Annotated in this window: 24 protein-coding genes and 1 tRNA gene; 11 read left to right on the top strand and 14 right to left on the bottom strand. The window is 38.5% G+C overall.

Features of this window, described 5'->3' with window-relative positions:
- Window positions 1-287: 287 nt before the first annotated feature.
- Window positions 288-3,056 (bottom strand): DNA topoisomerase (ATP-hydrolyzing) subunit A, encoded by a 2,769-nt coding sequence (gyrA, locus tag AC559H_RS03270; RefSeq protein WP_043937199.1) that lies wholly within the window; start codon window positions 3,054-3,056, stop codon window positions 288-290.
- Window positions 3,057-3,236: 180 nt separating this feature from the next.
- Here gyrA and AC559H_RS03265 point away from each other — a divergent pair, with 180 nt between their 5' ends.
- The 3 genes from AC559H_RS03265 to AC559H_RS03255 all read left to right on the top strand — a co-directional run bounded on the left by AC559H_RS03265 (window position 3,237) and on the right by AC559H_RS03255 (window position 5,417).
- Window positions 3,237-4,157, top strand: coding sequence for a histone deacetylase family protein (locus AC559H_RS03265; RefSeq protein WP_026793463.1), 921 nt, complete (start codon window positions 3,237-3,239; stop codon window positions 4,155-4,157).
- A 212-nt stretch (window positions 4,158-4,369) separates the two neighbouring features.
- Window positions 4,370-4,561, top strand: a complete 192-nt coding sequence (locus tag AC559H_RS03260; protein WP_026787456.1) for a hypothetical protein — start codon at window positions 4,370-4,372, stop codon at window positions 4,559-4,561.
- Window positions 4,562-4,709: 148 nt separating this feature from the next.
- Window positions 4,710-5,417 carry a sirohydrochlorin chelatase gene (locus tag AC559H_RS03255; protein WP_026793464.1) on the top strand — a complete coding sequence of 236 codons (708 nt, stop codon included), beginning with the start codon at window positions 4,710-4,712 and terminating at the stop codon, window positions 5,415-5,417.
- 109 nt (window positions 5,418-5,526) lie between these two features.
- Here AC559H_RS03255 and AC559H_RS03250 read toward each other — a convergent pair whose 3' ends face one another.
- Window positions 5,527-8,292, bottom strand: coding sequence for a PAS domain-containing sensor histidine kinase (locus AC559H_RS03250; RefSeq protein ID WP_051319726.1), 2,766 nt, complete (start codon window positions 8,290-8,292; stop codon window positions 5,527-5,529).
- Between the two features lie 100 nt (window positions 8,293-8,392).
- Window positions 8,393-8,800, bottom strand: coding sequence for a response regulator (locus AC559H_RS03245; RefSeq protein ID WP_026793465.1), 408 nt, complete (start codon window positions 8,798-8,800; stop codon window positions 8,393-8,395).
- A 274-nt stretch (window positions 8,801-9,074) separates the two neighbouring features.
- Here AC559H_RS03245 and AC559H_RS03240 point away from each other — a divergent pair, with 274 nt between their 5' ends.
- The 3 genes from AC559H_RS03240 to AC559H_RS03230 are packed head-to-tail and all read left to right on the top strand — an operon-like array spanning window position 9,075 to window position 12,773.
- Window positions 9,075-10,604 carry an efflux RND transporter periplasmic adaptor subunit gene (locus AC559H_RS03240; protein ID WP_026793466.1) on the top strand — a complete coding sequence of 510 codons (1,530 nt, stop codon included), beginning with the start codon at window positions 9,075-9,077 and terminating at the stop codon, window positions 10,602-10,604.
- A gap of 57 nt (window positions 10,605-10,661) precedes the next feature.
- The gene (locus AC559H_RS03235) at window positions 10,662-12,329 is read left to right on the top strand and encodes an ABC transporter substrate-binding protein (RefSeq protein WP_036833312.1); all 1,668 of its coding nucleotides are present in this window, start codon (window positions 10,662-10,664) and stop codon (window positions 12,327-12,329) included.
- A gap of 9 nt (window positions 12,330-12,338) precedes the next feature.
- Window positions 12,339-12,773, top strand: a complete 435-nt coding sequence (locus AC559H_RS03230; protein WP_081694811.1) for an META domain-containing protein — start codon at window positions 12,339-12,341, stop codon at window positions 12,771-12,773.
- Window positions 12,774-12,839: 66 nt separating this feature from the next.
- On the opposite strand, the gene AC559H_RS03225 is transcribed toward AC559H_RS03230, so the two are convergent.
- The 4 genes from AC559H_RS03225 to AC559H_RS03210 all read right to left on the bottom strand — a co-directional run bounded on the left by AC559H_RS03225 (window position 12,840) and on the right by AC559H_RS03210 (window position 16,712).
- A complete protein-coding gene (locus tag AC559H_RS03225) occupies window positions 12,840-13,532 on the bottom strand; it encodes a Rho termination factor N-terminal domain-containing protein (RefSeq protein WP_051319728.1) in 693 nt (230 codons plus the stop codon).
- Window positions 13,532-15,034, bottom strand: a complete 1,503-nt coding sequence (locus tag AC559H_RS03220) for an AAA family ATPase (RefSeq protein ID WP_237745599.1) — start codon at window positions 15,032-15,034, stop codon at window positions 13,532-13,534. Before AC559H_RS03220 ends, AC559H_RS03225 begins: the two co-directional genes overlap by 1 nt.
- A 111-nt stretch (window positions 15,035-15,145) precedes the next feature.
- Window positions 15,146-16,183, bottom strand: coding sequence for a fatty acid desaturase (locus tag AC559H_RS03215; RefSeq protein WP_026793469.1), 1,038 nt, complete (start codon window positions 16,181-16,183; stop codon window positions 15,146-15,148).
- 280 nt (window positions 16,184-16,463) lie between these two features.
- On the bottom strand, window positions 16,464-16,712 hold the full coding sequence (locus tag AC559H_RS03210; protein WP_026787448.1) for a hypothetical protein: 249 nt from the start codon (window positions 16,710-16,712) through the stop codon (window positions 16,464-16,466).
- A gap of 264 nt (window positions 16,713-16,976) precedes the next feature.
- Here AC559H_RS03210 and thrC point away from each other — a divergent pair, with 264 nt between their 5' ends.
- A complete protein-coding gene (thrC, locus tag AC559H_RS03205; RefSeq protein ID WP_026793471.1) occupies window positions 16,977-18,068 on the top strand; it encodes a threonine synthase in 1,092 nt (363 codons plus the stop codon).
- Between the two features lie 90 nt (window positions 18,069-18,158).
- Here the strand turns inward: thrC and AC559H_RS03200 are convergent, their stop codons facing one another.
- The 5 genes from AC559H_RS03200 to AC559H_RS03180 form a co-directional block, all read right to left on the bottom strand.
- A complete protein-coding gene (locus tag AC559H_RS03200) occupies window positions 18,159-18,608 on the bottom strand; it encodes a type II toxin-antitoxin system VapC family toxin (RefSeq protein ID WP_026793472.1) in 450 nt (149 codons plus the stop codon).
- A complete protein-coding gene (locus AC559H_RS03195) occupies window positions 18,592-19,011 on the bottom strand; it encodes a hypothetical protein (RefSeq protein WP_237745600.1) in 420 nt (139 codons plus the stop codon). The genes AC559H_RS03200 and AC559H_RS03195 overlap by 17 nt, the downstream gene beginning before the upstream one ends.
- A gap of 230 nt (window positions 19,012-19,241) precedes the next feature.
- Window positions 19,242-19,424: a carbohydrate porin gene (locus AC559H_RS03190; protein ID WP_026793473.1), complete on the bottom strand. Its 183-nt coding sequence runs from the start codon at window positions 19,422-19,424 to the stop codon at window positions 19,242-19,244.
- A 136-nt stretch (window positions 19,425-19,560) separates the two neighbouring features.
- The gene (locus tag AC559H_RS03185; protein WP_026793474.1) at window positions 19,561-19,770 is read right to left on the bottom strand and encodes a hypothetical protein; all 210 of its coding nucleotides are present in this window, start codon (window positions 19,768-19,770) and stop codon (window positions 19,561-19,563) included.
- Between the two features lie 339 nt (window positions 19,771-20,109).
- A tRNA-Val gene (locus AC559H_RS03180) sits at window positions 20,110-20,181 on the bottom strand.
- Window positions 20,182-20,349: 168 nt separating this feature from the next.
- Here AC559H_RS03180 and AC559H_RS03175 point away from each other — a divergent pair.
- Window positions 20,350-21,816: an SLBB domain-containing protein gene (locus tag AC559H_RS03175; protein WP_026798435.1), complete on the top strand. Its 1,467-nt coding sequence runs from the start codon at window positions 20,350-20,352 to the stop codon at window positions 21,814-21,816.
- A 55-nt stretch (window positions 21,817-21,871) separates the two neighbouring features.
- Here the strand turns inward: AC559H_RS03175 and AC559H_RS03170 are convergent, their stop codons facing one another.
- On the bottom strand, window positions 21,872-22,360 hold the full coding sequence (locus tag AC559H_RS03170) for a DUF6803 family protein (RefSeq protein ID WP_026793475.1): 489 nt from the start codon (window positions 22,358-22,360) through the stop codon (window positions 21,872-21,874).
- A 322-nt stretch (window positions 22,361-22,682) separates the two neighbouring features.
- Here AC559H_RS03170 and AC559H_RS03165 point away from each other — a divergent pair, with 322 nt between their 5' ends.
- The 3 genes from AC559H_RS03165 (at window position 22,683) to AC559H_RS03155 (ending at window position 24,491) form a co-directional block, all read left to right on the top strand.
- The gene (locus tag AC559H_RS03165; protein ID WP_026793476.1) at window positions 22,683-23,393 is read left to right on the top strand and encodes a cadmium resistance transporter; all 711 of its coding nucleotides are present in this window, start codon (window positions 22,683-22,685) and stop codon (window positions 23,391-23,393) included.
- Between the two features lie 25 nt (window positions 23,394-23,418).
- Window positions 23,419-23,724 carry a hypothetical protein gene (locus AC559H_RS03160; RefSeq protein WP_036833315.1) on the top strand — a complete coding sequence of 102 codons (306 nt, stop codon included), beginning with the start codon at window positions 23,419-23,421 and terminating at the stop codon, window positions 23,722-23,724.
- Between the two features lie 143 nt (window positions 23,725-23,867).
- Window positions 23,868-24,491 carry a hypothetical protein gene (locus tag AC559H_RS03155; RefSeq protein WP_026793477.1) on the top strand — a complete coding sequence of 208 codons (624 nt, stop codon included), beginning with the start codon at window positions 23,868-23,870 and terminating at the stop codon, window positions 24,489-24,491.
- Between the two features lie 27 nt (window positions 24,492-24,518).
- Here AC559H_RS03155 and pta read toward each other — a convergent pair whose 3' ends face one another.
- On the bottom strand, window positions 24,519-26,609 hold the full coding sequence (gene pta / locus AC559H_RS03150) for a phosphate acetyltransferase (RefSeq protein WP_026793478.1): 2,091 nt from the start codon (window positions 26,607-26,609) through the stop codon (window positions 24,519-24,521).
- Window positions 26,610-26,760: the final 151 nt, after the last annotated feature.

Here is a 26,760-nt window from a genome sequence, read left to right as displayed (position 1 = left end):
TAATATTTTATATAATTGCTATATTAATATTAATTATAGGAGGTATTATCTAAGCAGCATAAATATTCTTATTCCCTACGGAGTAAGACTTACATTCCCGATTTTTATCTATTAAATTTTCTATTAAACTTGTTAGCATCTTTATTTTAGAAAAAAATGGCGATCGCTCTCCATTTTATCAGGTGGCGATCGCTCTTTCTTTACTCTTTTTCACCTGACTTTGAAACAGCCCTGGGGTAAAGGGGGACTTTGATCTCCTCGACCCCATTTAATAAGGGGGTTATTTTTTATTCTTCTTCTCCAGATTCTCCAGATTCTCCAGATTCTCCAGATTCTCCAGATTCTCCAGATTCTCCAGATTCTCCAGATTCTCCAGAATTGGATAGACTTTCCACGTCTTCTTCCCCGGAAGCGGGAACAATGGCCACCGCGGCAATGGAATCTTCCTCGTATAATCGCTGAACACGAACCCCAGTAGCACTTCGAGATTGTAGGGGAATGGCATTCACGACTTGACGAATAATAATCCCTCGACTGCTAATTAACATTAATTCATGGGTTTCATCCACGACTTTTAAAGCCACTACTTCATCTTTCTTAGCATGGGGTTTAAACTTGGTGGCAATAATCCCTTTTCCAGCCCGATTTTGTAAGCGGAATTGAGACACTGGAACCCTTTTTCCATAACCACTAGCGGTTATGACTAAAACCGATAGTCCTAGGGAGTTGACCTCCGCTACTACTTCGGTTTCTGTTTCGTTTTCTTCGGTAGTTTCTGCGGTTGTTAGTTCGTTTTCTTCGGTAGTTTCTGCGGTGGTTAGTTCATTTTCTTCCTCGGTAGGAACTACCGTTGTGAGCATCAATTCGTCATCGGTTTCAATTTCTTCTCCCTCCGCTTCAGCGAAATTAGAAATAATTGCACTGGGCAAAATATCCATACTGATTAAGGTATCATCCCCTTTCAATTTCATGGATTTAACGCCACGGGTTGCCCTTCCTAACGGTCGCAATTGTTTATTATTGGCTTTAAAATGAATTGCCATACCGTGACGGGAACCAATGATAATGCCATCGTCAACTTTTGCCCGTCTCACCCAGCGTAATTCGTCTCCATCTTCTAAGGAAATAGCAATTAAACCATTAGTTCTAATATTACTAAAGGCGGATAATTGAGTTTTCTTAATAAATCCACCTTTGGTTAACATTACTAAGTATTCATCATCGCTAAATTCGCTAACATGAACAATAGAAGTGATCCGTTCTTCCTTGGGAATGGGTAACATTTGGATGATCGGAACCCCCCGCGCCGTGCGGGATGAAGCCGGGATTTGATAGGCTCTGATACTATAAACCACCCCACGATTACTAAAGAATAAAATCGTGTCATGGTCGCAACAGGTAATAAAGTGTTCAACTCCATCATCCTCTTTCATTTTTGTGCCTTGTTTACCTTTTGTGGCTCGACTTTGGGCAGCAAAAGTATTAACAGGCATTCGTTTCATGTAGCCCTGTTCTGTTAACAGAATTAAGGCTTTTTCATTGGCAATTAAATCGGTATCTTCTAACTCGCCTTCTGTATGTTCAATCACAGTACGACGAGGGGTATTAAACTTTTGTTTGATTTCTAGGGCTTCATCTTCAACGATTACTAAAATTCGTTCTCGTCTAGCTAAAATATCCTCTAAATCAGCAATTTTTATTTGTAATTCTTGGTGTTCTTGGTCAATTTTTTGGGATTCTAAAGCTGTTAGCCGTCGCAATTGCATTTGTAAGATGGCATCGGCTTGTTGTTCAGATAACCCATAGTTAGTAATTAATTCTTGTTTAGCTATGGGAATATCTGCCGCATGACGAATTAAGGCAATAATTGCATCTAAATTGTCTAAGGCAATTAATAATCCCAGTAAAAGATGATCCCGTTCTTGAGCTTTTCTGAGTTCATATTCCGTGCGTTTGCGGATAGTTTGTTCCCGAAAATGCAGGAATACTTCTAAGAAGCGTTTGAGGGTGAGAATCTCAGGACGACCATTAACTAGGGCTAACATATTCGCCCCAAAATTGGTTTGTAGGGGCGTTTGTTTGTAGAGGTTATTGAGGATAACTCTGGGGTAAGCATCCCGTTTGAGTTCAATTACGATCCGCATCCCATCCCGATCGCTTTCATCACGAATATCGGAAATTCCCTCTAATTTCTTATCATTAACCATTTCAGCAATGCGTTCAATCATCGCGGCTTTATTGGTTTGATAAGGTAGTTGGGTGACAATAATTGCTTCTCGATCGGGTCTACCTTTATGTTCGATGGTTTCAATGGTAGCAATCCCGCGCATGGTAATCGAACCCCGACCATCATTATAGGCTTCTTTAATGCCCGATGTGCCTAAAATTTGCGCTCCAGTAGGAAAATCTGGGCCGGGAATATGGCGCATTAATTCGGCAATAGTAATCTCAGGATTATGAATTAATGCCAGTAAACCATCAATTAATTCTCCTAAATTGTGGGGGGGAATATTAGTCGCCATCCCCACAGCAATTCCCGAAGATCCATTTAATAGTAATTGGGGAATTCGTGCGGGTAAAACTAAGGGTTCCTGTTGAGATCCATCGAAGTTATCGCCAAAGGCCACGGTTTCTGAATCAATATCTCGCAGGAGAGAATCACTGGTTAAGGCCTGTAGACGACATTCCGTATACCTCATAGCCGCCGGAGGATCATTATCCACCGATCCAAAGTTGCCATGACCGTTAATTAAAGGCGATCGCATGGAAAAATCCTGTGCCATCCGCACTAAGGCGTCATAAACGGCCACATCTCCATGGGGGTGATATTTACCGAGTACCTCCCCCACCACACGGGCGCATTTACGGAAGGGCCGATCGGGTGTTAAGCCCAGTTCGTTCATCGCGTACAAGATCCTACGGTGAACGGGTTTCAAACCATCCCGTGCATCTGGCAGCGCTCGGCCTACGATTACGCTCATGGCGTATTCTAGGTAGGACTGCTGCATTTCATTTCTGAGATCCGTCGGGACAATTCTCGACTCAGAGGTACTCATACCTTCAAAAACTCCATTACAATTTAAAATTAGTCACATTTAACCGAAAATATTAATAGAAAAAAAATTACTTTCGGTAGGGGTTATAAAATTAGTGACTAATGCTTAAAATTTTACCATAATTTGCCTTCTTTTTGGGGGTAAAATCTGGGATTTAAAATTGCAAAAAACTCTTGACAAATGCTAACAGTTATTTATTCTGATGAATTCCTCAATCATAAGACGGGATTATTCCATCCCGAACGACCAGAAAGGTTAACGGCGATTGTTAATGCTCTAAAATCCTTGTCTTGGAGAGAACAGTTACGATGGCAAAAGCCGACTCCGGTGGCCGATCGCCTGGACTCTTTAATTAAGCTCTTGGAAAAAGTACATACTCCGACCTATATTCAGCAGGTGAAAGCGATCTCGGATCGGGGGGGTGGTTATTTAGATGGGGATACCCCGATGTCGGCGGAAAGTTATGATGTGGCACTTTTGGCGGTGAGTGCTTGGTTGGATGGGGTGGATCGGGTCTTGGATAACGGACGTCCGGCTTTTGTTTTAGCTCGTCCCCCTGGACATCATGCGGAAAAAGATCGAGGGATGGGATTTTGTTTGTTTTCTAATGCGGGGATCGCAGCCTATTACGCCCTGAAAAAACCGGGAATTAATAAGGTAGCTATTTTAGATTGGGACGTCCATCATGGGAACGGAACTCAAGGGTTAGTGGAAGATAATCCTCGGATTGCTTACTGTTCTTTACATCAATCTCCCTGTTATCCGGGGACGGGATATGCGGATGAGCAGGGATCTCATAAAAATGTTCTGAATATTCCTATGTCTCCGGGTAGCACCATTGGGTTATACAAACCTGCCTTTGAAGATTATATTATGCCCTTTTTACGTCAATTTCAGCCGGATTTACTGATTGTGAGTGCCGGGTATGATGCCAACGCGGATGATCCCTTAGCCAGTATTGCCCTACAACCAGAAGATTACGGACTTTTTACCGAATACTGTCTACAACTGACGTCTAAAATTGTCTTTGGACTCGAAGGTGGTTATGATTTGCCCAGTTTATCTCAATCAGTTGTGGCTACCTTAGAAAAATGTTTGTAGGACGGGGAATAGGGGGAAATCTTTCCCCCTCCAGGTTGGACTGTCAAACTTCATCGGCCCATTGACTCAAATCACAACGGTTATCGAGATCAATCACAAATTTACATAGCTTTGAATCACTGAATATTCTGTACAAAAAGTTCACAATGAATATATACAAGCTCACAGACTTTTATCTTTGAGCAAGCCATTCTAAGTAGAGGTGATTTATGATGACATACTGCCCGATCCCCCTGGAGGAGCTTTTTGGTCAAATTATGTTTTCTAGTGTGGTGACTCGTAGCGATCGCCAACATCTGAGATCCGCCATTTTGGGGGATGGTTTAACTGAAGACGAAAAAGCGATTATTAACCGATTACTTTACAATGTTCGCAGAGGTTGGGTGAAGTTGGTAGATATGTAGTTGATGGTTTTAGAATTAAAACATGATCAGCAACTTTTTTTTAAAAAATTATTTTGGTTTGTGCTTTCTATTCCCAAATTTGTTGAAGTTGATCAATTTTCGATACAATATCAATCGTTAACCGCATATTCAGGATTGATCCTAACCCTTGTTATCCCCATCTCTACTGGTTGCTCATGGTAGCCGCGATCCTCGTCCCCAACAAGCCTTAAGTCAATTGGCTAAACATTTAGGGGAGCTTCCAGGCTGTTCTTTAGTTGGAACTGCAACTTTAGAATTAGCTCCCCTTCCTCTACATCAACAGATTCAAAATTTTGCCAAGTTAAGTCAATCTTGGGGATATTCTCAAGTACAAATTTTACCGTTATTTCTCTCGTCGGGTGTTCATGTTAACACGGATTTACCCGAAGAAATTGCGATCGCTCAAGCACAAATTGGCTCGGAAATTCAACTCAATTTATTACCTTATTTTGGTTCTAAAGTCAACCGTTTAGCCCCTTTGATCGCTACAAAAATGGCAACGGTTGAAATAGAAAATTGGATTTTAATTGCCCATGGAAGTCGCCATCTGGAGGGAAATCAACCCATTGAACAATTAGCGACTCAAATTGGGGCAATTCCTGCCTATTGGTCGGTTACTCCGAATTTAGAAACTCAAATTCAAGTATTGATTGCATCGGGAGTTAACCGAATTGGAATTATTCCCTATTTTATGTTTTCTGGTGGTATAACCGATGCGATCGCCCAATCAATTAAACAGTTTTCTGAACAATTCCCCACCGTTAAATTTGATTTAATTTCACCTTTAGAAATAGATGAAAATTTAGTGAATTTAATTGAGGATTTATTGCTATAAATAGAAACAAAAATAACTCATATTTCACTTCACGGATTTAAGAGGATTATGCAAATTAACACAGATTAAAATCCGTGAAATCCGTGAAATCTTCTTAAATCCGTGATCCCTATCTTGGTTGTAACCTAGGAATTTCAATCACACATTCTGTCCCTAACCCGACTTCTGAAACGCAGGACAATTGACCTTTATGGGTTTCAACGATAATTTTATAACTGGTAGACATTCCTAAACCTGTTCCTAACCCGACATCTTTAGTTGTAAAAAACGGATCAAAAATTTTCGCTAAAATCTCGGCGGACATCCCAATTCCATTATCAGCAATTCTAATTTGTACGCGCTGGGAATCTGTTAATGAGGTTGTGATCCAAATCATCCCCGGATCGGCAATAATTTCCTTTAATGATCGTTGTTTATTGCGTTGTTCCACGGCGTCAATAGCATTAGCCAATAAATTCATAAAAACTTGATTTAGTTCCCCCGCATAGCATTCAACAGGAGGTAAGTTTCCATATTGTTTAATCACTTGAATAGCTGGATGATGGGGTTGTTCTTTGAGGCGACTTTCCAATAACATTAAGGTACTATCTAAATTTTCATGTAAATCAATATTTTTCAGTTCTGATTCATCTAAACGAGAAAAAATTCTCAAGGATTTAACAATATCCCTAATTCGCTCCGCCCCAGTTTTCATTGAATTTAATAATTGAGGGAGATCTTTTGCAATAAAATCGAGTTCGATATCTTCTAATTTTTCTTCTATCTCTGGGTGGGGATGGGGATAGTGTTTTTGATAGAGTCTAATTACAGAAAATAAATCATCCAGATATTCTTTAGCATAGGTAAGATTTCCAAAAATAAAGCTGACTGGGTTATTGATTTCGTGGGCAATTCCAGCAACCATTTGTCCTAAACTTGACATCTTTTCCGAATGAACTAACTGAATTTGAGCTTGTTGCAATTTGGAAACTGTTTGTTCTAATTCTTGAGTTTTTGCCGTGGCTATTGTAGCAGATTCTTGAGATTTTGTATAGAGTTTTGATTGATTAATTGCAATTTCTAACTGATTGATAATAAAGCGTAAAAGTTCAATTTCCTGGGGTTTCCATGGTCGAGGCTCCTGACAATGGGCTAAGACTAAAACCCAAATATCACCGGATTGAAGTTTTATCGGCAAAATTAAAACGGATTCTAATTCTAAAACCATTAAAAAATTCCGCACCGATGGAATTTCATAGGTAATTACCTGATCAATTTGGATAATTTTTTCTTGTAAAATAATTTCACTAATGGGGTGGAGGGCATTCCCTGGATATAGTTCAGAAATACTCATTAAATTAGGGGCTTTAGATTCCTTGAGAATTTCCCATTCTGGAGGATTTAATTCTAAGTTATATCCAACACAATAACAGCGATCAATTCCTAATAATTGACGAATTTCTTCTACCGTTGTCTCTAAAATAGTATTCCAATCTAGGGAATTTCTAATCAAATTACCGATGCAGTTTTGCATCTTTTCTCGTTCGGCTAATTCCCGCAATTGTTGTTCTGAATTTTGCCAAGCTGCTTCGGTTTGTTTGCGATCGCTAATATCTAAAAGTAAACCATCCCAAACAATTGATCCATCCGGTTGTTTACCTAAACTTCCTCCGGCTTGAATCCATTTAATTTTACCCGAAGGAGTAATTAAACGGTATTGATGTTGCCAAGGTTTTCCCGTATCTACAGCTTGAGCCATGGAATCGACAAAGCTATTCAGATCATCAGGATGAATTAGTTTCCACAAGAAATCAGCATTTTTTAAAATCACTTCGTGTCTAATTTCTGTTAATTCTAAACATTTGGGGCTTAAATAGGTAAAACAGCCCCGTCCTTGATGATTATATTGATGATATTGATAGGTAACACCAGGGACATTTTCTGCTAATTGTTGGAAGCGGATTTGTGAATTTTGCAAGGCTATTTCTGCATTTTTTCTGGCGGTGATATCCAGAGAAGTCCCAATAATTCTATAGATTTTCCCACTGGAATCTGAAATAGGATTGAGGGTGGTTAAAGAAAAGGTTTGTTTATCCTCAAACCAAATTTCTTCTTCATATTGAATTAAGGTTTTTGCCTGAACACAATCTCGATAATGTTGGAGCATTTTTTCCCCTTCCACTAAACCAAAAATTTCTGTAAAGGTTCTTCCATAAACTTCGGTAGATTTTTGTCCTGTGATTTGTTCGGTTTTGGGATTCCAACCCAAACATTGAAAATTATTTTCATTAAAAACCGCAATAACAAAAATAACCTGTTCTACGCCGTTATAAATATTTCTTAAAAATTCTTCTTTTTCTTCTAAAACTGCTTCGATTTTTTCCGGTTCCATTGAGTCATCTGAGGAGTCAAATCGGCTTAAAACTTGTTCAATTTTATTGGTTGTAATCCTTTCAATCTCGCAGGTTTCAGGGTGACAGCAACAACAATTATCGAGGGTTGGGGGTGGAATTTCTAAAATTAATCCATCCCAAACTAGATCGCCATTGGGTTGAGGACAAGGTTGGGCGATCGCAGACAAATATTTGATTTTTTCCGATGGAGTTTGATATTGCCATTGCCGTTGCCAAGGAATTAATTTTTGAGCGCAGGTTACAAGGGATTGAGTAAAAACCTGTTGATCCCGATCATTCATCAATCCCCACATTAAAGCGGCATTATGCTGAATTTCATCGGGTTCTCGCTCGTAAATTCTTCGGCAACTAGAACTAATATATACATACTCTTGAGAACCATCATGGTGTAGCAGCAATTGATAAATTACCCCCGGCAAATTATCGGCGATCTGATGCAGATCTACTTGATACTGCTCACCCTGTGGAATTGTACTGGTCATGTTAAAGGTACATCCGAAAACCTAAAGAAATTATATCGTTTCCTAGGATTTTTTGAATCTCCAATGTCAAAGGATATGGTCTATATTTTACCCAAATCCGTTATAATTCAGACGTTAGACTAACTGTCTGATTCAGAATTTTTGCAATCGTATGCACCAGTTCTTCTTCAGAGAAAGGCTTAGTCAAATATGCCGTTGCCCCGGATAATCGACCCTCTACCTGATCCTGAGCCCCATTCCGGGATGTGAGCATCACAATCGGGAGGTGGCTGAAATTGGGCAATCCTCGCAAAACTCGACACAGTTCTAAACCATCCATTCCGGGCATAGAGATATCCAAAAGCATTAAGTCAATGGACTGCTGATGGAGTACCGTTAAAGCCTCGGGGGTATTGTTTGCAAAAACTAGCTGATAGTGTTTTTCCAACATCCGTTTCACCAGTTTTTGCACAGGAATGCTATCATCAACAGCGAGAACTGTACTCTGAGATTTTACAGATGTATACATATTGACTGCTCCATTTTATTCTCTAAGTCATTAACATTAGGCATATTTTAGAATGGATTGTTTTGGTGGCATTGATTCATCACATAAATTGATTATACCCTACCTAAAACTAAGTTTTTCCTGTGTTGTGATCATTCTGTTAAACTATATAAATCTTTGTGATACACAATAAAAATTAATAATTAATTATCCATCTAAAACAAATCTAGTTATCCTTTTAGGATATAATGGTGTTCTACCCTGTTTTAATTTACAAGGAGGATGTTAGAAATCTGTGTCAACCATAGATTACCAAGCAAAAAGAGCCTATCAACGAGGAGTTAAATGGCTAGTGGTGATGACTCTATTAACTGGAGTCAGTTTAGCAGGTGTGGCTTTGTATTATAAACTACAAAAAAAGGATGCCGAAGCTGTTGCTGCTGGGTTACAGAAAGTGGAATTGGGAACAGTTGAAAATAAAATTAGTGAAGGGGGAAGCGTTGAATTAGGTGGCCAAAGAACGATTAAATCCCCTACTGATAGTGCGGTGGAGCAGATTTTTGTTAAGGTAGGTGATCCAATTATTCGGGGGCAAAATTTAATTCGGTTAAGGTCTACCGCAGGGGAAAATTCCTTACTACAAAAACAATTAGAGATTCAGAAGCAAGAACTTGCAATAGAACGAAATCGCCAAAAAGTAGAGGAAGCACAAACTAAATTAAAAATTGCCAAACTTAATTATAAAAACGAGTTAAATAAGTATCAACAGCAAGTTAAATCTAAACAAAATGAGAAAAGGATAAAAATTCAAGGAGCTCAAGCAAAATTAGAACGCCAAAAAGAAAAATTGCTGGAGATTCAAGAAGAAATAGATGCTTTAGAAGTAGACTTAACTAAATCTAATTTACTTTTAGACCGGGGGTTTTTAGCCGGAAAAGACTTAGATGATAAAAAATCATTAATTCGCCAGAAAAAAGCAAATTTAATGGATGAAAAATTAACCTTAAAAAATGATATTTTTAACTTAGAAACCGATCAAAATCAATTTTTAGATGTCCCACTCCCCAGCAATAATATCTTAGAAGCTGAAGTTACCCTTCAAGAAGTTCAGTCCGAGCTTCAACAAAATTTAAGTCAACTTCAGCGACTCAAAGTAGAATATAAAGAACAAGAATCAAATTTACAGAATAACCTTGTTATTTCTCCCTTGGATGGAGTGGTACTAAATATTAATATTAAACCCGGGGATGGAATTAGCCGAGGAAATGATTTAATTACGATTGGAGATCCGAATCAAGAACTGGTTCAACTTAGGTTATCGACCTTGAATGCGGCTCAAATTAAACCCAATCAAGCCGCCCGAATTACGATTATTGGCCCTGATTCAAAACCCTTTTCCGGGCGGGTTGAGCAAGTCAATCGACAAGCAGTTTCTGAAAATGCTAATAGCGGCCAATCTAGCAGTTCATCCGGTCAAGTCACCGTTCCTGCTACAGTAAGATTAGATCAACCAACCCGGGTATTAATTCCAGGGGGTCAGGTGAGTGTTGAGATTATTTTAGAACAACAAAAAGATGTGATTGCGATTAATACAGAATTAATTCAATCCGAAGGAAAATCATCTTTTGTCTGGAAATTAGACGCAAATAATCAAGTTCAAAAACAACCCGTCACCCTGGGATTAAAAGATTTAACTAAAGTTGAAATTAAATCCGGTTTAAAAGTGGGTGATACCTTAGTAATTCCTCCAACTGATATCCCCTTAAAACCGGGAATGGTAATTATTGAGGAAGAAAAAGATAAAAATTCAGATTCAGAAAGCTGATGGGGCTGTAAAATGCTATAATCAAAAGATTAGATTCATCCTTAACGTTTTTAAACGATGGTTAACCTATTAAAAACTCTATCAAATCCCTTAAAAAATCTGCATCCATCCTCCCAAAAATTTCTGACTCAATGGATAGGTTTGTTCTGCTGTTTTTGTCTGATTCTGATTAGTTGTACTCCCGATCACAAAATTACGTCTTCCCCTTCATCTTCCCCCAATAATGAACGAATTACCATAGGAACCACCCTAAAACTTCGCACCCTTGATCCGGCCGATGCCTATGAAGTTATCTCAGGAAATATCCTGTATAATTTAGGCGATCGCCTCTATGATTATGAAATAGGAACCAATCAACTTGTCCCTAAATTAGCCACCGCTTTACCCACCCTGAGTTCCGATGGATTAACCTATACTATTCCGATCAGAAAAGGCGTTTTGTTTCATGATCAAACCCCTTTTAACGCCGCCGCGATGGAATTTTCGATCAAAAGATTTATTCAAAATGCTGGGTCTCCCTCCTCCTTATTAGCAGATACAATAGATACAGTTCAAGCAACAGGAGAATATGAATTAACCATTAAACTTAAAAAACCCTTTGCCGCCTTTCCTTCCCTATTAGCTTTTTCAGGAATTACGGCGGTTTCTCCCCAATTTTATGAAATTGGAGAAGGGAAATTTAAACCCAATGAATTTGTCGGAACTGGGCCTTATAAATTAAAATCTTTAGGGATAGATGTAATTCGCTTAGATGCTTTTGACCAATATTGGGGGGAAAAACCTGCTAATAGAGGTGTTGATATTCAACGCTTTTCAAGTTCCTCTAATTTATTTAATGCCTTTAGAAGTAGTGCGGTTGATATTGCCTATTTATCCTTAAATCCCGATCAAATTTCGAGTTTACAAAAAGGAGCAGAAGCCGGGAATTGGCAAATGATTTCTGCTAATGGAAATACGATTAATTATCTACTGATTAATGTTAAATCGGAACCCTTAAATCGGATAGAAGTTAGACAAGCCCTAGCCGCTTTAATCAATCGTTCTATTATTAATGAACGGGTATTACAAAATCAAGGAGAAAAATTATTTAGTTTAATTCCTACCACCTTTAGTGATTATAAACCCACCTTTTATTTAAAGTACGGTGATGGTAATATTGAAAAAGCCAAACAACTTTTAACCCAAGCTGGATATACTCCAGAAAATCCAGCCATCGTTGAGCTTTGGTATGCGTCTAATTCATCTAATAAAGGGTTTTTAGGATTAACCTTAAAAGCCTTAGCAGATAGGGATTTAGGCGGGTTACTAAAATTACAACTCAATAGTGTAGAATCGACTACAGCCTTTAAATATTTAGAGGAGGGAATTTATCCAACTTTTATCTTAGATTGGTATGCGGATTTTCTGGATGCAGATAACTATATTCAACCCTTTTTAGAATGTAGTAAAGGTTCAGTTGAAACTGGATGTGTCAAGGGTTCCAGTCAATATCAGGGTTCTTTCTATTATAGCGATCGCATGAATCAATTAATTGCCCAACAACGGCAAGAACAAAACCCAGAAACTCGCAAATTAATCTTTGAGGAAATTCAAGAACTTCTCGCCGAAGATGTGCCTTATATTCCCCTTTGGCAAGATAAAACCTATGTTTTTGCTAAAAACGGAATTGACAATATTCGGTTACAATTAACTCAACAGTTACCCTTTTGGACAATTAAAAAATAAACCGACCCTATGAAAAAACTACTCCTATCCCTATCCGTTGCTAGTCTATCCATTCTGTCTATGATTAACCCCTCTATGGCTTCTGATGCTCTCAGTGGAACCTCTTGGAAATTAATATCCTGGGGGAATGAAAAATCCACCCAAACGCCCCTAGATGAAACGGAAATCACCCTACAATTTGAAAATAATCAAATTAGTGGTTCATCGAGTTGTAACCGTTACTTTGCATCCTACACCATTGAGGATGAACAATTAAAATTTGGTGTAGCCGGAAGAACTCAAATGGCTTGTCCCGAAGAAATTATGAAGCAAGAAGATCAATTTCTCTCAGCTTTAGAAAAAACCCGAACTTTTGAGATTAATGCTGAAGGTAAACTACAAATTAAATATAAAATAAATCAAGGATCTGGGGTAATGATATTTACCCCAAATCAACCCGAATAACCCGTAGTAAGTCCTTTAGGACTCTCTATATTTGAGTCCTAAAGGACTCACTACTTTTTATGGAAATTAATCTTGGGGTAGAATAGCAATTAGTTGAGCTTTCTTCATCTTTGAATATCCTTTGATATTTAGTTCTTTCGCAATTTTTTTGAGTTGAGCTACAGTCATATTACTATAGTCTTGCTCCCTAATAGTCTCCGTGTCAGTGGGCTTTTTACCTAGTTCATTAACAATAGCCATTAAATCCTTAACAGTCTTTTCAAGCTGTTGTAATCGATTATTAATTTCTGAATCACTAGAAGCTATGATTTGAAATAACCTTTCTAATTTATCATTTGTTTCTCTATGATCTCGATTATGTAATTCTCTGAGTTCATAAAGTTGTTTTTCTGATCGTGATTCTAAGGATGTTTCATCTATAACTTTGACTTCTTCTTGTTGAACAGGAAATGAACGATTCTTTAAAAAATCAGCCTGCTTTAATAAAGTGTCCTGATTTGAGGGTTGTACAATAACAGCATTAATCATTTCACCCTGTCTAGGATTCTTTTCTTTAGCTCTGACTGCTGCATAATATTCTAAATCTCCGACTAAAACGTTGTAACTATTAATTCCAGTTTGAGTTAATAAAATAACGTTTAAAACGCCTTCAGACTCTAAGATCATATCTGCTAATTGTTCAATTTGTTCCTCAGAAAAATTAGAGCGAGGAACATTAGATTGAATAGCTTTTACGTCAACGAAATAAAATTTAATCATTAGTTAATTGCCATTTTACTTAAGACTTCTTCTGCTAAAGACTCAAACTCAGCCGCCGATTGACCTGCGTTTGCATGAGTTTCTTCATATTTAAAAATAGACTGGGGATTAGGGATTTCTAAATCTCCTACGGTGATGGTTTCATTTAAACATTGAGCTAATGCAGTCCGTTCAAAAATCACACTATCCATCAAAGGTAGTTCGTATTTATGGGGAATAACAACCATTTGACGCGGTAAAACATATTTTTGATATTGGGCATTTGTAGAGATTTTACAGGGAAGCACACCCATAATTTTTAAGGGGAGTTGTCCAGAGGAGGCGCGAAATTCGTTAACGTCTTTGACTGATTGTTTAACATTGGTTAAACCTTGATTAGCAAAAGGTTTTAAATCGGACGGAATAATTAAATAATTAGCCGCAATTAATGCTATTTTTGCATATAGATCTCGAGAAGGAGGAGTATCTATAATTACAATATCATAATCTCCTTCAACTTGTTTAAGTTTGTTAATTAAGCGAAATAGACTCGCAGGAAAATTTTTGAGTTCATCCTGACGTTGTAACAATTCAATATGAGAGGGAATGACATCAATTTCAGGATGATTAAAATCCACCGACTTTCTAACTAAATCGGGAATAAAATCAAAATCTCCTGACTTAATTAAATGATAAATATAGCGTTCTCTGATATTATCATCTTCTTCAAATTGAAATTTAATCAATCCTGTGGCAAAAGTTGTATTCGCTTGACTATCAAGATCAATAATCAGAACTCGATAACCTTTTTTACTTAACGCTGCGGCGAGATTAACAACCGTTGTTGTTTTGCCAACGCCACCTTTATTATGATAAACAGCAATAACTTTCATAGATGCTTGATTCTCCGTTTTACAAGGGATAATTTCAAGAGATTGACTCTGATTTTCAGTTAGTTGAGACTCAGAAATATTTTCTATATTTTGTTGATTACTTTCAGGAAAAATAGCAACTTCTGGATGAGAATTGGGTTCAGAATTATCATCAGAAATAGGTTTAATACTTTGGGATTGTATGTATTGTAAGCTATCTCGGCTTACTAATCCTTTAATTTCTTCTATTCTTGCCTGAATTTCATTGCCTCGACATTGAAAAACTAATTTAACTTCGTCGGTCAATCTGGCATAGATTCTTAATTCTTTCCCGTTAGTTAATAAACCATATCTAACATTTAAACTTGTTAGATAGCGTTTCAGTTTCCGAATATGCCGATCTAAATTTTGTTTAGGGTTTTTTGCCTCTAAAACTAAACTTAAAGGAGAATCTGCATTGAGGGTAAATGGGATAACTTGAACAGCAAAAGATAGGAAATCTAAGCGAATATTACCAAAGGTGATCTCTTGATGCCAAGTATCGGGAGTATAGCCCAACTCAGGGAGTAAATAACTGACAATCAGTTTACTTTCTACCTCGCTTTCATTGCGACATTGATCAGGGTTGAAGATCAAAACTGTCTTTTTCACCTATTTCTAATAAGTTAGTAGTGAGTCCTTCAGGAGTAAAATATAGAGAGTCCTAAAGGACTTACTACTAAAACTGTAGTGAGTCCTTTAGGACTCTAATTAATGCTTTTTCTATTCTGGAAAGGAAACATAAGCATTTTCAGCATCATATAAATGACACTGATCGACAATATGAGTCATTAAAGACCAGGAAAAATCACATTCAGGATAGAGATATTCACCCCAATTGTCTTGAATAATTTTATAGGCTTTCCGTAAATTGTAGGAAGGAATAGCCGTAGAAATATGGTGAGGAATGTGAACATTAATATCGTGACAGAAAAACTCAACCCAAGCGGGATAATTGCAGTGAACTGTTCCCGATAATTGGGCTAAGGCTTCATTCCAATCTTCAGGTTCTTGAAACTGAATATCGGGGGCAGTGTGGTGAACAATCGTGAAGGTACTCATCCAGAAATGGTACACTAACCAAGGCATTAACCAGAATTTAACAAAGCCCCAAATTCCAAGAGTAAAAATCATTGTAGGAAATGCGATCGCCGCACATCCAATCACAAATAAAGCAGAAAATTTAACCTGTTCCTGTCCTTTTCCTTCAAACTTGCGCCAATCAAAGTTAACAATTGCCCAATGCAAAATTGAACCTAACCACCACAGTCTAGCTCGGGTTAATTTATAAGCAATTTGTACGATTTTAGGGGACGCTTCATAATTTTCAATTTTCCAGGGTTCCCAAGCATTATCTTCAGTCAGTTTATTAGTATGTTTGTGATGATGATTATGTCCTAAACGCCAACCATGGAAGGGATAAATTAAAGGAAGAAATGCCAGATGACCGACTAAATCATTCACCCAACGACGGTTAGAAAAAGAACGATGTCCACAGTCATGACCAATGACGAAAAACCCCGTTAATGCTGTCCCTGTAAAAACCCAAGCTAAGGGTAAAAGAAACCAGGGAGAGTAAGCAACCGCAAAATAGCCCGCAACAACCAGAAGAACATTAATAAAAACCGTCAACCAAGCTTTTTTCTGATCTTTAAGAAAAACTTCCCGAGGGAGACTTTTGATAATGTCCTTTAAACGTAAATCCGATGGAAAACTAGCAGAAGATGCTAGGGTTTGAGGTTGAACAGAGGATAATGTCATAGAATCTTTTAAACTTTTAAATCCCTCAGCACTGGGGGCCAGGGTAATACTAAGGTTGTGTGGTTTTATCTTCCCAATTTTTGGGTAGTCTGATCAATTACCTAATTTGACAACAAAAATTTCACCTGCATGGGAAAAACAGGCACTTTCCGTTGATCCATTTAACTCCAACTCCGATATTAACCCTCCTCTAAATAGAGTCCATCAAAAACTAGGGTGTTTAGCAGTTTTTGCTAAACCCAGCTAGTAATGATCGGGGGAGTTGAACTTAGAGGATAACTCAATTTACGGGTGAGGCTGTTTCTTGGCGCTGTTGCTTGATGGTTTGCAATTCCAGAAGCAAGGTTTCAACTTCAGCGTGCAAATGTAGAAACTTCACTTGCTGATCGGCGTTGTACAGATTTTTCATCGTATCAATCGTCAGCGGCTTAGACATAACAGAACCGGAAGTCCGACTTAAAGGGGCATCTAAGGTTTGAGTCCCAGATACGGTGGATGAACGAGTGGGCATCAGCAGTTGATTTGACATCTAAAAATATTAGCTCAACAAATCTTAACTATATTTTACCCTCAAGGTCTACTCCCATTGAAAAAAACATCAAAATTGATTAGTTTTTTCACGGAATGTAAACGAGAAGGTAAACTAAATTAAGGAATACACCCAACGGCTGATCCTGTCAACTGATACAGTTTATGGATTTAAACCGTTGAGTGGATTCTTTGGTATCATGAATCTGTTAATTTGTCAATCCTTAACCGGATTATTTTTGGTTTATTATTAATGACTACCGAGATGACGTTGACTTTGCCTACAACCCAGTCCTCATTAAAGTGCTGGCCCGGTCTGATTGAAGCCTACCGCAACTATTTACCTGTTTCCGAATCTACCCCCGTTATCACCCTACAAGAAGGCAACACGCCCCTGATTCCGGCCCCAACCATTGCCGAAATAATTGGCAAACGGGTGCAGGTCTATCTGAAATATGACGGACTCAACCCCACAGGCAGTTTCAAAGACCGCGGCATGACCATGGCGATTTCCAAAGCCAAAGAGGAAGGTAGCAAAGCCGTTATCTGTGCCAGTACCGGAAATACTTCGGCGGCGGCGGCAGCCTATGCTCGTCGAGCCGGAATGAAGGCTTTTGTCTTGATTCCCGATGGTTATGTGGCCTTGGGAAAACTAGCCCAAGCCTTATTATATGGGGCGGAAGTCTTAGCAATTAAGGGAAATTTTGACAAGGCCCTTAATATTGTGCGGGAGATGGCCGAACATTACCCGATTACTTTAGTTAATTCTGTCAATCCCTATCGTTTAGAAGGTCAAAAAACCGCCGCCTTTGAGGTGGTAGATGCCCTGGGAGATGCCCCCGACTGGTTATGTATTCCCGTGGGAAATGCTGGGAATATTAGCGCCTATTGGATGGGATTTTGTCAATATCATGCCGTTGGTAAATGTTCTCGTTTACCCCAAATGATGGGATTTCAAGCCGCCGGAGCCGCACCATTAGTTTTTGGCTATCCGGTGGAAAACCCCGAAACCTTAGCAACGGCCATTCGGATTGGAAATCCGGCCAGTTGGGACTTTGCGGTGGCTGCTAAAGATGCCAGTAAGGGCAGTTTTAACGCCGTCACCGATGCCGAAATTCTCGACGCCTATAGATTATTAGCTTCTGGGGAAGGGATTTTTTGTGAACCCGCTAGTGCCGCGTCCGTTGCGGGATTATTGAAAGTGAAAGATCAGGTTCCAGAAGGAATTAAAATTGTTTGTGTGTTAACTGGAAATGGGTTAAAAGATCCCGATACGGCTATTACTCACAGCAACAATAAATTCAAAGCCGGAATTGCACCAGAAATGGAAGCTGTTGCAACAGTAATGGGATTTTAATTTGTTTGTAGAGGCGTTGTTAAATGCAATGTCTCTACTGAGTTTTTAAGGGTATTTTCGGTTAAGTATTCCAGTATTTATTGGGACTGTTCAAAGATGACTAGGATCAATAACTTTAATTTGGGAACACCAAGAAAAATCCTTGACATTAAAAGTGTAAATACTGGTGACTTGATGAGATAACATAATGGCAATATGAAGTAAGTCAAAAATTCCTCCATTGGTCACAGGTTGTTCTTCTAATAACCTCATCCAACCTTCAAAAAGATCGAGAGGAGTTGAGAGCAAGCAGACATGAGGCATTTGACAAATTCGTTGAATGCGGTTAATGGCTTCTGTTGGCTCTAGGGGTTTTGCTAAGATAGCAGGATTCGTAATGTAGGAGTAAAATTCTGCTAAAACTTGTGATGAAACGCAGAGAATTTCTGTTTCACAGGGTCGAAAGATTTCTAATGCAGACCTGTGGTGAGGTGCTTTGGTATTAGCAACATAAGCGAGAACGTTGGTATCAAGATAAATTCGTTTAGATTCTGTTGCCATAAAGCAGACTCCGATTAAACGGTTGAAGGATTTCACTTTCAAAAAACAACTCCGTTGGATCAAATTCTGATATTTGATCTTCTGTTAATGGGTGTTGATGTTTATTGATACCCCTAAATGTGTTGATCATTGCATCAATTTGCTCGATTTGTTCAGGAGTCAAGCCAGTCACATCAAGAGTTTCTCTCATTGCTGGCTCTAAATCTATCCCCTTAGCCGCTAGTAAAGCATCATAAAATTCGGTTTTCTTGGCGCGGATTTTGTGATCTTTTGTTTCGGTATAATACCCGCACAATCGAGCCACTTCTGATCGGGGTAAGTTCCCTAAATCTTTAACTTTCTGTAACAAGGCTTTGCCCGTTATGGGAGTGCTTGAAGGTTTTTCTGTTACTGTTTTTGCCATAAATGTTCTCCAGATATAACTAATTTTATCCTATCATATTTAACGAGTTTGTTTGTCCTAAAAGAGCAACACCGTTAATATTTTAATATATTTATCGTCAAATCGATGTCACCACTTATCGAAACCAGGGGCATCGCTGCGGGGGTTGTTTGTTTGATTTGTCATTCTCTAACAGCCGTATCGCCTACTAATCTTAAATTTAACCCGTCGAACTCACGTTTTGTTAGGGTTCAAAATGTAAAGGTTGTTCTAATTACACCAATAACTGCATCATCATTATTATTATTTTGGGCGGGTGCTGTTAACCAAATTAACCCAGGAGTGATCGCAATATAATCATTTAATCGATATTTATAAAATGCTTCAATATGAAAAGGTATCCCTCTTCTGTCACTCTCCGAAAAATCTTGCATTTTTTGAGCCCTAGAGCGTAGACACAGCAAGCGATCACGCTATTTTTTCCGAGTAGCAATTCCTGAGAGTGTGAAATTGGCTAAAATGCGATCGCCCCATCCCAGATAGTTGACTATAACGTGGCTTTGGAAATTACTAATCATAGGAAAAACCGGAGAGTGACAGAAGAGGGATATAAGTTTGTTTATGGATACATCGAACTGAGACAGGGCGGGCTGAGGTATTCCAACCCCAACCATCATTAAATCTTTCAACAAGCAGAGGTTCTTCTGGGTGAGCGATAGCAGATTCTAAAGCATCTCTCCATTGTTCTCGTTGTTGCTGGTGGGTTGGTTTACTATTCACAAATTAACCTTAAAGAGTCAGGTCATCTCTACTAAATTAGTACATAATAAGCTATTATTTAATCCTGAAAATAAGATGAATAAATTTTATCTAAATCAGAAGCTATCAAATATTATCAATGGTTAAAATAAAATATTGAGGTTAAAATAAAATATTGAGAATTTCCATAATTTTAAAAAAAATGATACAATAGCAAGGCTTAGACAGTGCGATCGCTAACTCTAGCTGAATTTGAAACAGGATAGATGAGATCCAAAGAATAGGGTAACACTTCCTTTACACGGAAGGGTCACGGGCGAAAAGCTCGATAGAGCCTAAGATTTAGTTTATGAAATTTAATGGGCGATACGGGATTTGAACCCATGACCCCTTCCGTGTGAAGGAAGTGCGCTACCACTGTGCTAATCGCCCGCACAACTTATCAATATAACACAGCTTTTTACTGTTTGTCAACCCCAAGATCTCTCCGTTGAGTTTGAGAATAAGGCAAGTTATTCTGTTGTCTGGATTTTGAAGGGTTGAGAATTGTTAGCTAGAATAGATAAATAAGGACTTTGGTGGATAACCTCCGATAATTTTATGTTTGTTCGCTGTATTAGTTATTCTTTGACTCACCTAACTTTACTTGTAGGAATTCCCCTGATTTCCGCCTTCCCCGTTAAAGCCCAAACCGCTCCTCTAATTCCGCTTTTACCCAAACGGCAACCCGTGTTAGGAAACCCAGTTCAGGATTTTCCATATCTTTTAGGAGTGGGGGATAAAATTCGTGTGGATGTTTTTGGAGTAGAACGATACGGGGGCGAACAATCGGTTCTCTCCGATGGAACTATTAGTCTTCAAGGGATTGGGCCTGTCCCTGTGGTGGGTTTGACTCTGGTGGAAACTCAAAAATTAATCACTCGACTCTATTCTACGGTACTCCGACAACCGATCGTTACCGTTAATTTAACATTACCTCGTCCTGTACAGATTGCGATCGCTGGAGAAGTCTATCGTCCCGGTTCCTATAATCTACCAGTAGATCAACAATTTTCTCGACTAACCCAAGCCATCAAACTCGCTGGAGGTCTAACTCAAGCGGCGGATTTAAGTTTAGTTCAACTGCGACGGACTAGCCCACAACAACCCATTGTCACCTTAAATTTAGCAGAATTATTAGATCAGGGAAACTTAAAGCAAGATCCGATTCTCAGGGACGGAGATAGTATTTTTATTCCCACGATGACGGGTTTTAACTCAGAACAAATGCGCCAAATCGCTTCTTCTAGTTTAGCCGGGTCTGCCAGCCAATCAATTCAGGTGGTAGTTGTCGGGGCGGTCTTTCGTCCGGGGGCCTATTCCTTAACTTCAGAAGCAAGTGGAACCGATACTACCAGTAGCAGTTCTGGAACCACAGCAACAGCAGCAGTCAGAATCAATTTACCCACGGTTACCCGGGCGTTACAAACGGCTGGAGGGATTACCAATATAGCTGATATTCGCCATATTGAAATCCAACGCATCACCAGAACCGGGGTACAAACCACAAAAATCAATCTTTGGGAACTGTTGCAATCGGGAGATATCAACCAAGATGTATTTTTACAGGAAGGGGATACTGTAATTGTCCCGACGGCTACTAATATTGCCACGGTCGATTTACAAAAAATTGCTTCCGCCAGCTTTTCACCCGCCACCATTTTTGTGAATGTGGTCGGGGAAGTCAAAAATCCCGGTGTGATTCAAATTCCCCCTAATCGTCCTTTGAATCAAGCCTTACTATCGGCGGGAGGGTTTGATAACAACCGTGCTAATAAAAGTTCCGTGGAACTGATTCGTTTGAATCCCAATGGTTCAGTAACTCGAAGAACAATTGATGTAGATTTTACATTGGGGAATGCCCAGGAGAATAATCCTGTATTACAGAATAATGATGTGATTATTGTCCGTCGGTCTTTTATAACTAGATTAGGTGATAGCGGTTCTTCGTTGTTGCAGCCGATTCAGAATGCCTTTACATTGTATCGGTTATTTAGTGATGTAATTCCAACTAGGTTAAAGAAATAGTGATTGATGAACAGTAATCATTAATCAGAATATTGACCTTTGCGTCCGGGTTTATTTACATCCCCGGCATTCCTGAATGTCCACCTAATATCGCAGGACTCAGCATTCCAAAAATCATGGCAATATGGGCAACAATCAGAAAAATAGCCACAAAAGTAGCATGAATTTTGAGTTTATATTCTTCACCTTTATGTTTAGCAATTAGGTTTAATTCTAAAAGACTAATTGCCAATAAAGGCACAACTCCTAATAAATAAAATCCCACCGCAATCACGTCAATAATGGTTCTCCATTGTCCCGCTATTGTGATGGGAATTACGGCTTTAAAAAATAGATGTAAAAAGATGATTAAAAAGTAAAAACCAGCTAAAATACCTGCTACTTTATTAATAGTTCTAACTTTACCTTTCAAATTTCGAGTAAATAAAATATAAAGTTCAGACACGGCAATTGTTTCTGCCAAAATAACAGGCACAGCCATAAAAATCAAAAGATTCCAGGGCTGGTTAGTCGCTAGAAGCTCCATATAATGAGTCATATTCATTAGACATTTTCCTATATTTTTATAACTAATTATTAATCTATCACATTCCTATTTGATTGGCGTCCAAAATTTCTGATTCATCGGGAATAGGCGATGGTTTTTAGGAAAAGGGGGAATAGGGAAGATGACGATAGGATGAAAGTCATACAGGGCGAGGTTTCTAGGAATAATTCAATCTTCGATTACTTTTATTTATCATTTTAAAAACAAAGAACATTTGCTTCTATTGTTGAATCGGTATAGATTAAAAGTAATCAGAAAAAAACCAAATTGAAACCAAAGTTTACAGGTGAAATATTCAACAGATTAAGGAGAGATAAAAATGAATGAGATTTTTACTGCTATTTTTACTGGTATTACAGCTTTTACTGCTACAAATTTGGATGATTTAGTTATCCTCACCTTACTGTTTTCTCAAGTTAATGCTACCTTTCGTCGTCGCCATATTATTATCGGTCAGTATCTCGGTTTTTGTACTTTGATTCTTGCTAGTTTGGTGGGTTTTTTTGGGGGTTTAATATTACCCGCCGAATTGATTGGACTTTTGGGTTTAGTTCCCATTACTATTGGACTTAATCGGTTACTCAATCCTGATGATGATAATGATTCATCTTCTGAGCCGGAATTGGATACTAAAATTTCCCCCGCTTCTGGTTTAGCCAGTTTAATTTCTCCTCCGGCTTATAGTGTAGCAGCGATTACGATTGCCAATGGTAGCGACAATATCAGTATCTATATGCCCTTATTTGCTTCTACGGGTATCTCTAGTTTACTGATTATTATTTCAGTCTTTTTGCTACTGGTTGGAGTTTGGTGTTATATGACCTATAAATTAACTTGTCAACGGGATATTTCCAATTTACTCGCCCGTTATGGGAATCATTTTGTGCCCTTTGTGTTAATTGGTCTGGGTGTATTTATTATCCTTGATAGTGCTTCTTTGAGTCCCATTGCTTTAATCACTAGCTGTTTGTGTTTAATGGGATTAATCAAAATTATTCAAGCCTCACAATTCAAAACTCAGAGTTTGTAAACGAAAAACAAGATGAAGGTTTTCCATGTCTGTCGTTGTATTATTACTAGGAATTAACTTCTTTGTTTCTCCCTCCTCTTGGGCAGAAACCTCCCCGACTTCAACCAGCAATTCCGATGCTCTGGAAGTGGGTCAAAAAGTCATTTGGCTTTATAAAGCCCGTGCTGATTCGGCGAATGTTCATAAAGTTCCGGCGGAAATTGTTAAGCTAGGTTCTAAGCAAGTACAAATTAAGTTTTGTAGGAATAATAATGAATTTGTCAATCGCTGGGTGAACCGAAATCGACTGGAAATGATTCCTTCTATTCCCAGTCCCGACCCAGAAATTTAATTGATTAAATTTATTAAAATGACAAGTAAGACTATTTGCTTTTATTAATTGATGTCACTTAAACTAAGGTTATAGCAAATTAGAGCACAATGGCTATAATTCAATTGTTGACATCTACCCAATTTTTAAAAAAGGAAAACAATATGCGGTTTCTCAAAATTGTCCTTGTCGGTCTTTTATTATGCGTGAATCTAATGATTGCTCAACCCTCTTGGGCAAGCAAAGATTTTACTAAAGGGGCTGATTATACAGAGGTTACTCAGGCATTAAATCAACTTCTACTGGTTAAAGATACACCAGAAGAAGCCGGTTATACTCCTGAGCAATTTCAACAGCGATTAGCTCAATTAGAGTCCCAGAAAAAAATTATAGAAACTGCGAAAAAACGGGCGCAGTGCCGCAATGAAACAGGGAAAACCATCGGGGTTTATGCTAGTGACGGAGGCAAAACTCCTAGCGAACTTTATTTCCTAGCAACAGGTCAAATTACCGATGATGATTGGGATTGTGATGGGTTTTACTTACCCGCAGGAACTCAAGTAATGTTCAGTCCTAATACTCCCGCCCAAGAGTTAACCGAAGCCATTACGGTGAAGTTTGTTGATGGTAGTCAGTCCATTGCTACTGCTGACCCAACCACCGGGGCAATTCAATTAAATCTTGAACCCGCTAAAATTGTTAAAGCCGGGGAAAGTAACGGGTTAATCCCCACATTATCCCCAGCAGAAATTGATACCCAAATTCCGAGTCCAGAGTTGATTGACTAACAGTTAAGTTCAGGGAATCAATTAAAACTAATTTATTCCCTGGGCTTGAATAGCGGTAATCGCAACGGTATTCACAATATCGGTAATCGTACAGCCCCGACTTAAATCATTAACGGGTTTATTTAAACCTTGTAAAACCGGGCCAATGGCAACAGCATTCGCAGACCGTTGTACGGCTTTATAAGTATTATTTCCGGTGTTTAAATCGGGAAAAATAAATACCGTTGCGTGTCCAGCTACTTCGCTTCCTGGTAGTTTAGTTTGAGCTACCCCTTCATCAACAGCCGCATCATATTGGATAGGGCCTTCTATTTTTAAATCTGGGCGTAATTGACGGGCAATTATTGTAGCCTCTCGAACTTTATCCACATCTTTTCCTTGACCCGATTCTCCGGTAGAATAGGATAACATTGCTACTAAAGGTTCAACCCCAAATTGTTGAGCAGTTAACGCCGAACTAATGGCAATATCGGCTAATTGTTGGGGGTTAGGATTAGGATTTACCGCACAATCTCCATAGACTAAAACCTGGTCTTCTAAACACATAAAAAACACACTGGAAACAATTGAACATCCCGGTGGAGTTTTAATAAATTCTAAGGCGGGACGAATGGTATGTCCAGTGGTATGAATAGCCCCAGAAACCATGCCATCGGCCATGCCTTTATGAACCATCATTGTGCCAAAATAACTTAAATCGTGCATCACATCTAAGGCACAATCTTCCGTAATTCCCTTATGTTTTCGCAGTTGATAATAGGTTTGAGCATAGTCTTCATGCCAGGGGGAGGTCATGGGATTAACAATATTTACCCCTTCTAATTTTAGGCCTAGTGAAGTTGCTTTTTCGCGAATTTCTTCGGGATTTCCTAATAAAGTAATATCGACAATTCCCCGTCTTAATAGAATTTCAGTGGCTTTTAAAATTCGTTCTTCTGTGCCTTCGGGTAAGACAATATGTTGACGTTGTTTTTTCGCCCGGGCGACCAGTTCGTACTCGAACATAATCGGAGTAATGCGGGAAGAATGGGATAAAGCAATCCGTTTTTCAATTTTAGAGCTATCAATATGGTTTTCAAAAAGTCCTAAAGCAGAAGCAATTTTTCGTTCATTGTCGGGGGTAATTTTTGAGTGAATATTATTAATGATGGTTGCAGTATTATAGGTATCTGTTTCTACCGTAAACATCGGCACTGTCCATTTTTTAAATCCTTGAATCAGTTTTTGCAGGGAAGGAGGCAATTCAAACCCCCCAGTTAAAATAATTCCGGCAATATTGGGGTAAGTTTCTGAAAAAGCCGACGCTAAACAAGCTAAAATAATATCAGCCCGATCTCCAGGGGTAACAATTAAACAGCCTTCTCGAATATGATAAAGAAAATTAGGAACGTGCATCGCCGCCACCTTAAACGATAACACTTCCTGTTTTAATTGTTCAGGATCGCCATGGACAAATTTAGCGTCAAGGGCAGTCACAATTTCCCCAACAGTAGGTTTAGAAAGAGCTTCTATTTCAGGTAAAATAAATACCGGATCATCATAACACCAAATCTGTTCTAATTCCTGGGTAACGGATAAAAATTGTTCTGAAGAAATCCGATTAACCATTGTTGCTACCAGAGTTAAATCTTTTTCTATAAAAGCTTTTCGTTCACTTTTAACACTACTAATCACTTCTTCTTGGCTTTTTCCCTGTCCATTCGCTACCAATAAAATCGGTGCGTCTAATTGATTAGCAATTTCCGCATTAAAGTTAAATTCAAAAGCAGAAATAATATCAGTAAAATCCGTGCCTTCACAGACAATAAAATCACATTTTTCTTCTAAAGCCTTATATTTCTCAATAATCCGTTTCAGGATTTCTTCAAACTGTCCCTCCGCAATTAAAGCCCTGGTTTCTTCATGGGTAACGCCATAATAATCTTGATAGGGAAACTCTAAATGATAGCGACTGCGAATTAGCTCAATATCATTATCCGGCTTAATTCCCGCCTGAATAATTGGACGGAAAAATCCTAATTTTCGGATGCGTTTCGAGAGTAATTCCATAATTCCTAACAGAATTAAGGATTTACCGCTATCGGGTTCAATGCTAGTAATATATAGGTTGCTAATCATAACTTAAAAAGGATATACAGATTCTTGGAGTTATTGTAGGCTGATTTTCGGGTTAAAGGGTTGTAATCCCAGTAATTTCAATCTTTTTTTAAGATTGTTACATTTATTAACAAATTAGGTACATCCAGAACCCACCCGAATGGGATAATTA

The organism is Planktothrix prolifica NIVA-CYA 540, from assembly GCF_963864145.1.
Classification (GTDB): Bacteria; Cyanobacteriota; Cyanobacteriia; order Cyanobacteriales; family Microcoleaceae; genus Planktothrix; species Planktothrix agardhii.
Note: the sequence above shows the minus strand (reverse complement) of the source record. Positions and strands in the feature narration are given on the sequence as shown.

What these genes read in the sequence shown, in the direction of transcription:
- AC559H_RS03190 (WP_026793473.1), bottom strand. Translation starts at nt 19,424, where the DNA reads ATGCAAGATTTTTCGGAGAGTGACAGAAGAGGGATACCTTTTCATATT.
- AC559H_RS03210 (WP_026787448.1), bottom strand. Translation starts at nt 16,712, where the DNA reads ATGTCAAATCAACTGCTGATGCCCACTCGTTCATCCACCGTATCTGGG.
- AC559H_RS03260 (WP_026787456.1), top strand. Translation starts at nt 4,370, where the DNA reads ATGACATACTGCCCGATCCCCCTGGAGGAGCTTTTTGGTCAAATTATG.
- AC559H_RS03235 (WP_036833312.1), top strand. Translation starts at nt 10,662, where the DNA reads ATGGTTAACCTATTAAAAACTCTATCAAATCCCTTAAAAAATCTGCAT.
- AC559H_RS03165 (WP_026793476.1), top strand. Translation starts at nt 22,683, where the DNA reads ATGAATGAGATTTTTACTGCTATTTTTACTGGTATTACAGCTTTTACT.
- AC559H_RS03170 (WP_026793475.1), bottom strand. Translation starts at nt 22,360, where the DNA reads ATGAATATGACTCATTATATGGAGCTTCTAGCGACTAACCAGCCCTGG.
- AC559H_RS03245 (WP_026793465.1), bottom strand. Translation starts at nt 8,800, where the DNA reads ATGTATACATCTGTAAAATCTCAGAGTACAGTTCTCGCTGTTGATGAT.
- gyrA (WP_043937199.1), bottom strand. Translation starts at nt 3,056, where the DNA reads ATGAGTACCTCTGAGTCGAGAATTGTCCCGACGGATCTCAGAAATGAA.
- pta (WP_026793478.1), bottom strand. Translation starts at nt 26,609, where the DNA reads ATGATTAGCAACCTATATATTACTAGCATTGAACCCGATAGCGGTAAA.
- AC559H_RS03225 (WP_051319728.1), bottom strand. Translation starts at nt 13,532, where the DNA reads ATGATTAAATTTTATTTCGTTGACGTAAAAGCTATTCAATCTAATGTT.
- AC559H_RS03160 (WP_036833315.1), top strand. Translation starts at nt 23,419, where the DNA reads ATGTCTGTCGTTGTATTATTACTAGGAATTAACTTCTTTGTTTCTCCC.
- AC559H_RS03200 (WP_026793472.1), bottom strand. Translation starts at nt 18,608, where the DNA reads ATGGCAACAGAATCTAAACGAATTTATCTTGATACCAACGTTCTCGCT.
- AC559H_RS03265 (WP_026793463.1), top strand. Translation starts at nt 3,237, where the DNA reads ATGCTAACAGTTATTTATTCTGATGAATTCCTCAATCATAAGACGGGA.
- AC559H_RS03155 (WP_026793477.1), top strand. Translation starts at nt 23,868, where the DNA reads ATGCGGTTTCTCAAAATTGTCCTTGTCGGTCTTTTATTATGCGTGAAT.
- AC559H_RS03175 (WP_026798435.1), top strand. Translation starts at nt 20,350, where the DNA reads ATGTTTGTTCGCTGTATTAGTTATTCTTTGACTCACCTAACTTTACTT.
- AC559H_RS03215 (WP_026793469.1), bottom strand. Translation starts at nt 16,183, where the DNA reads ATGACATTATCCTCTGTTCAACCTCAAACCCTAGCATCTTCTGCTAGT.
- AC559H_RS03250 (WP_051319726.1), bottom strand. Translation starts at nt 8,292, where the DNA reads ATGACCAGTACAATTCCACAGGGTGAGCAGTATCAAGTAGATCTGCAT.
- AC559H_RS03195 (WP_237745600.1), bottom strand. Translation starts at nt 19,011, where the DNA reads ATGGCAAAAACAGTAACAGAAAAACCTTCAAGCACTCCCATAACGGGC.
- thrC (WP_026793471.1), top strand. Translation starts at nt 16,977, where the DNA reads ATGACGTTGACTTTGCCTACAACCCAGTCCTCATTAAAGTGCTGGCCC.
- AC559H_RS03230 (WP_081694811.1), top strand. Translation starts at nt 12,339, where the DNA reads ATGAAAAAACTACTCCTATCCCTATCCGTTGCTAGTCTATCCATTCTG.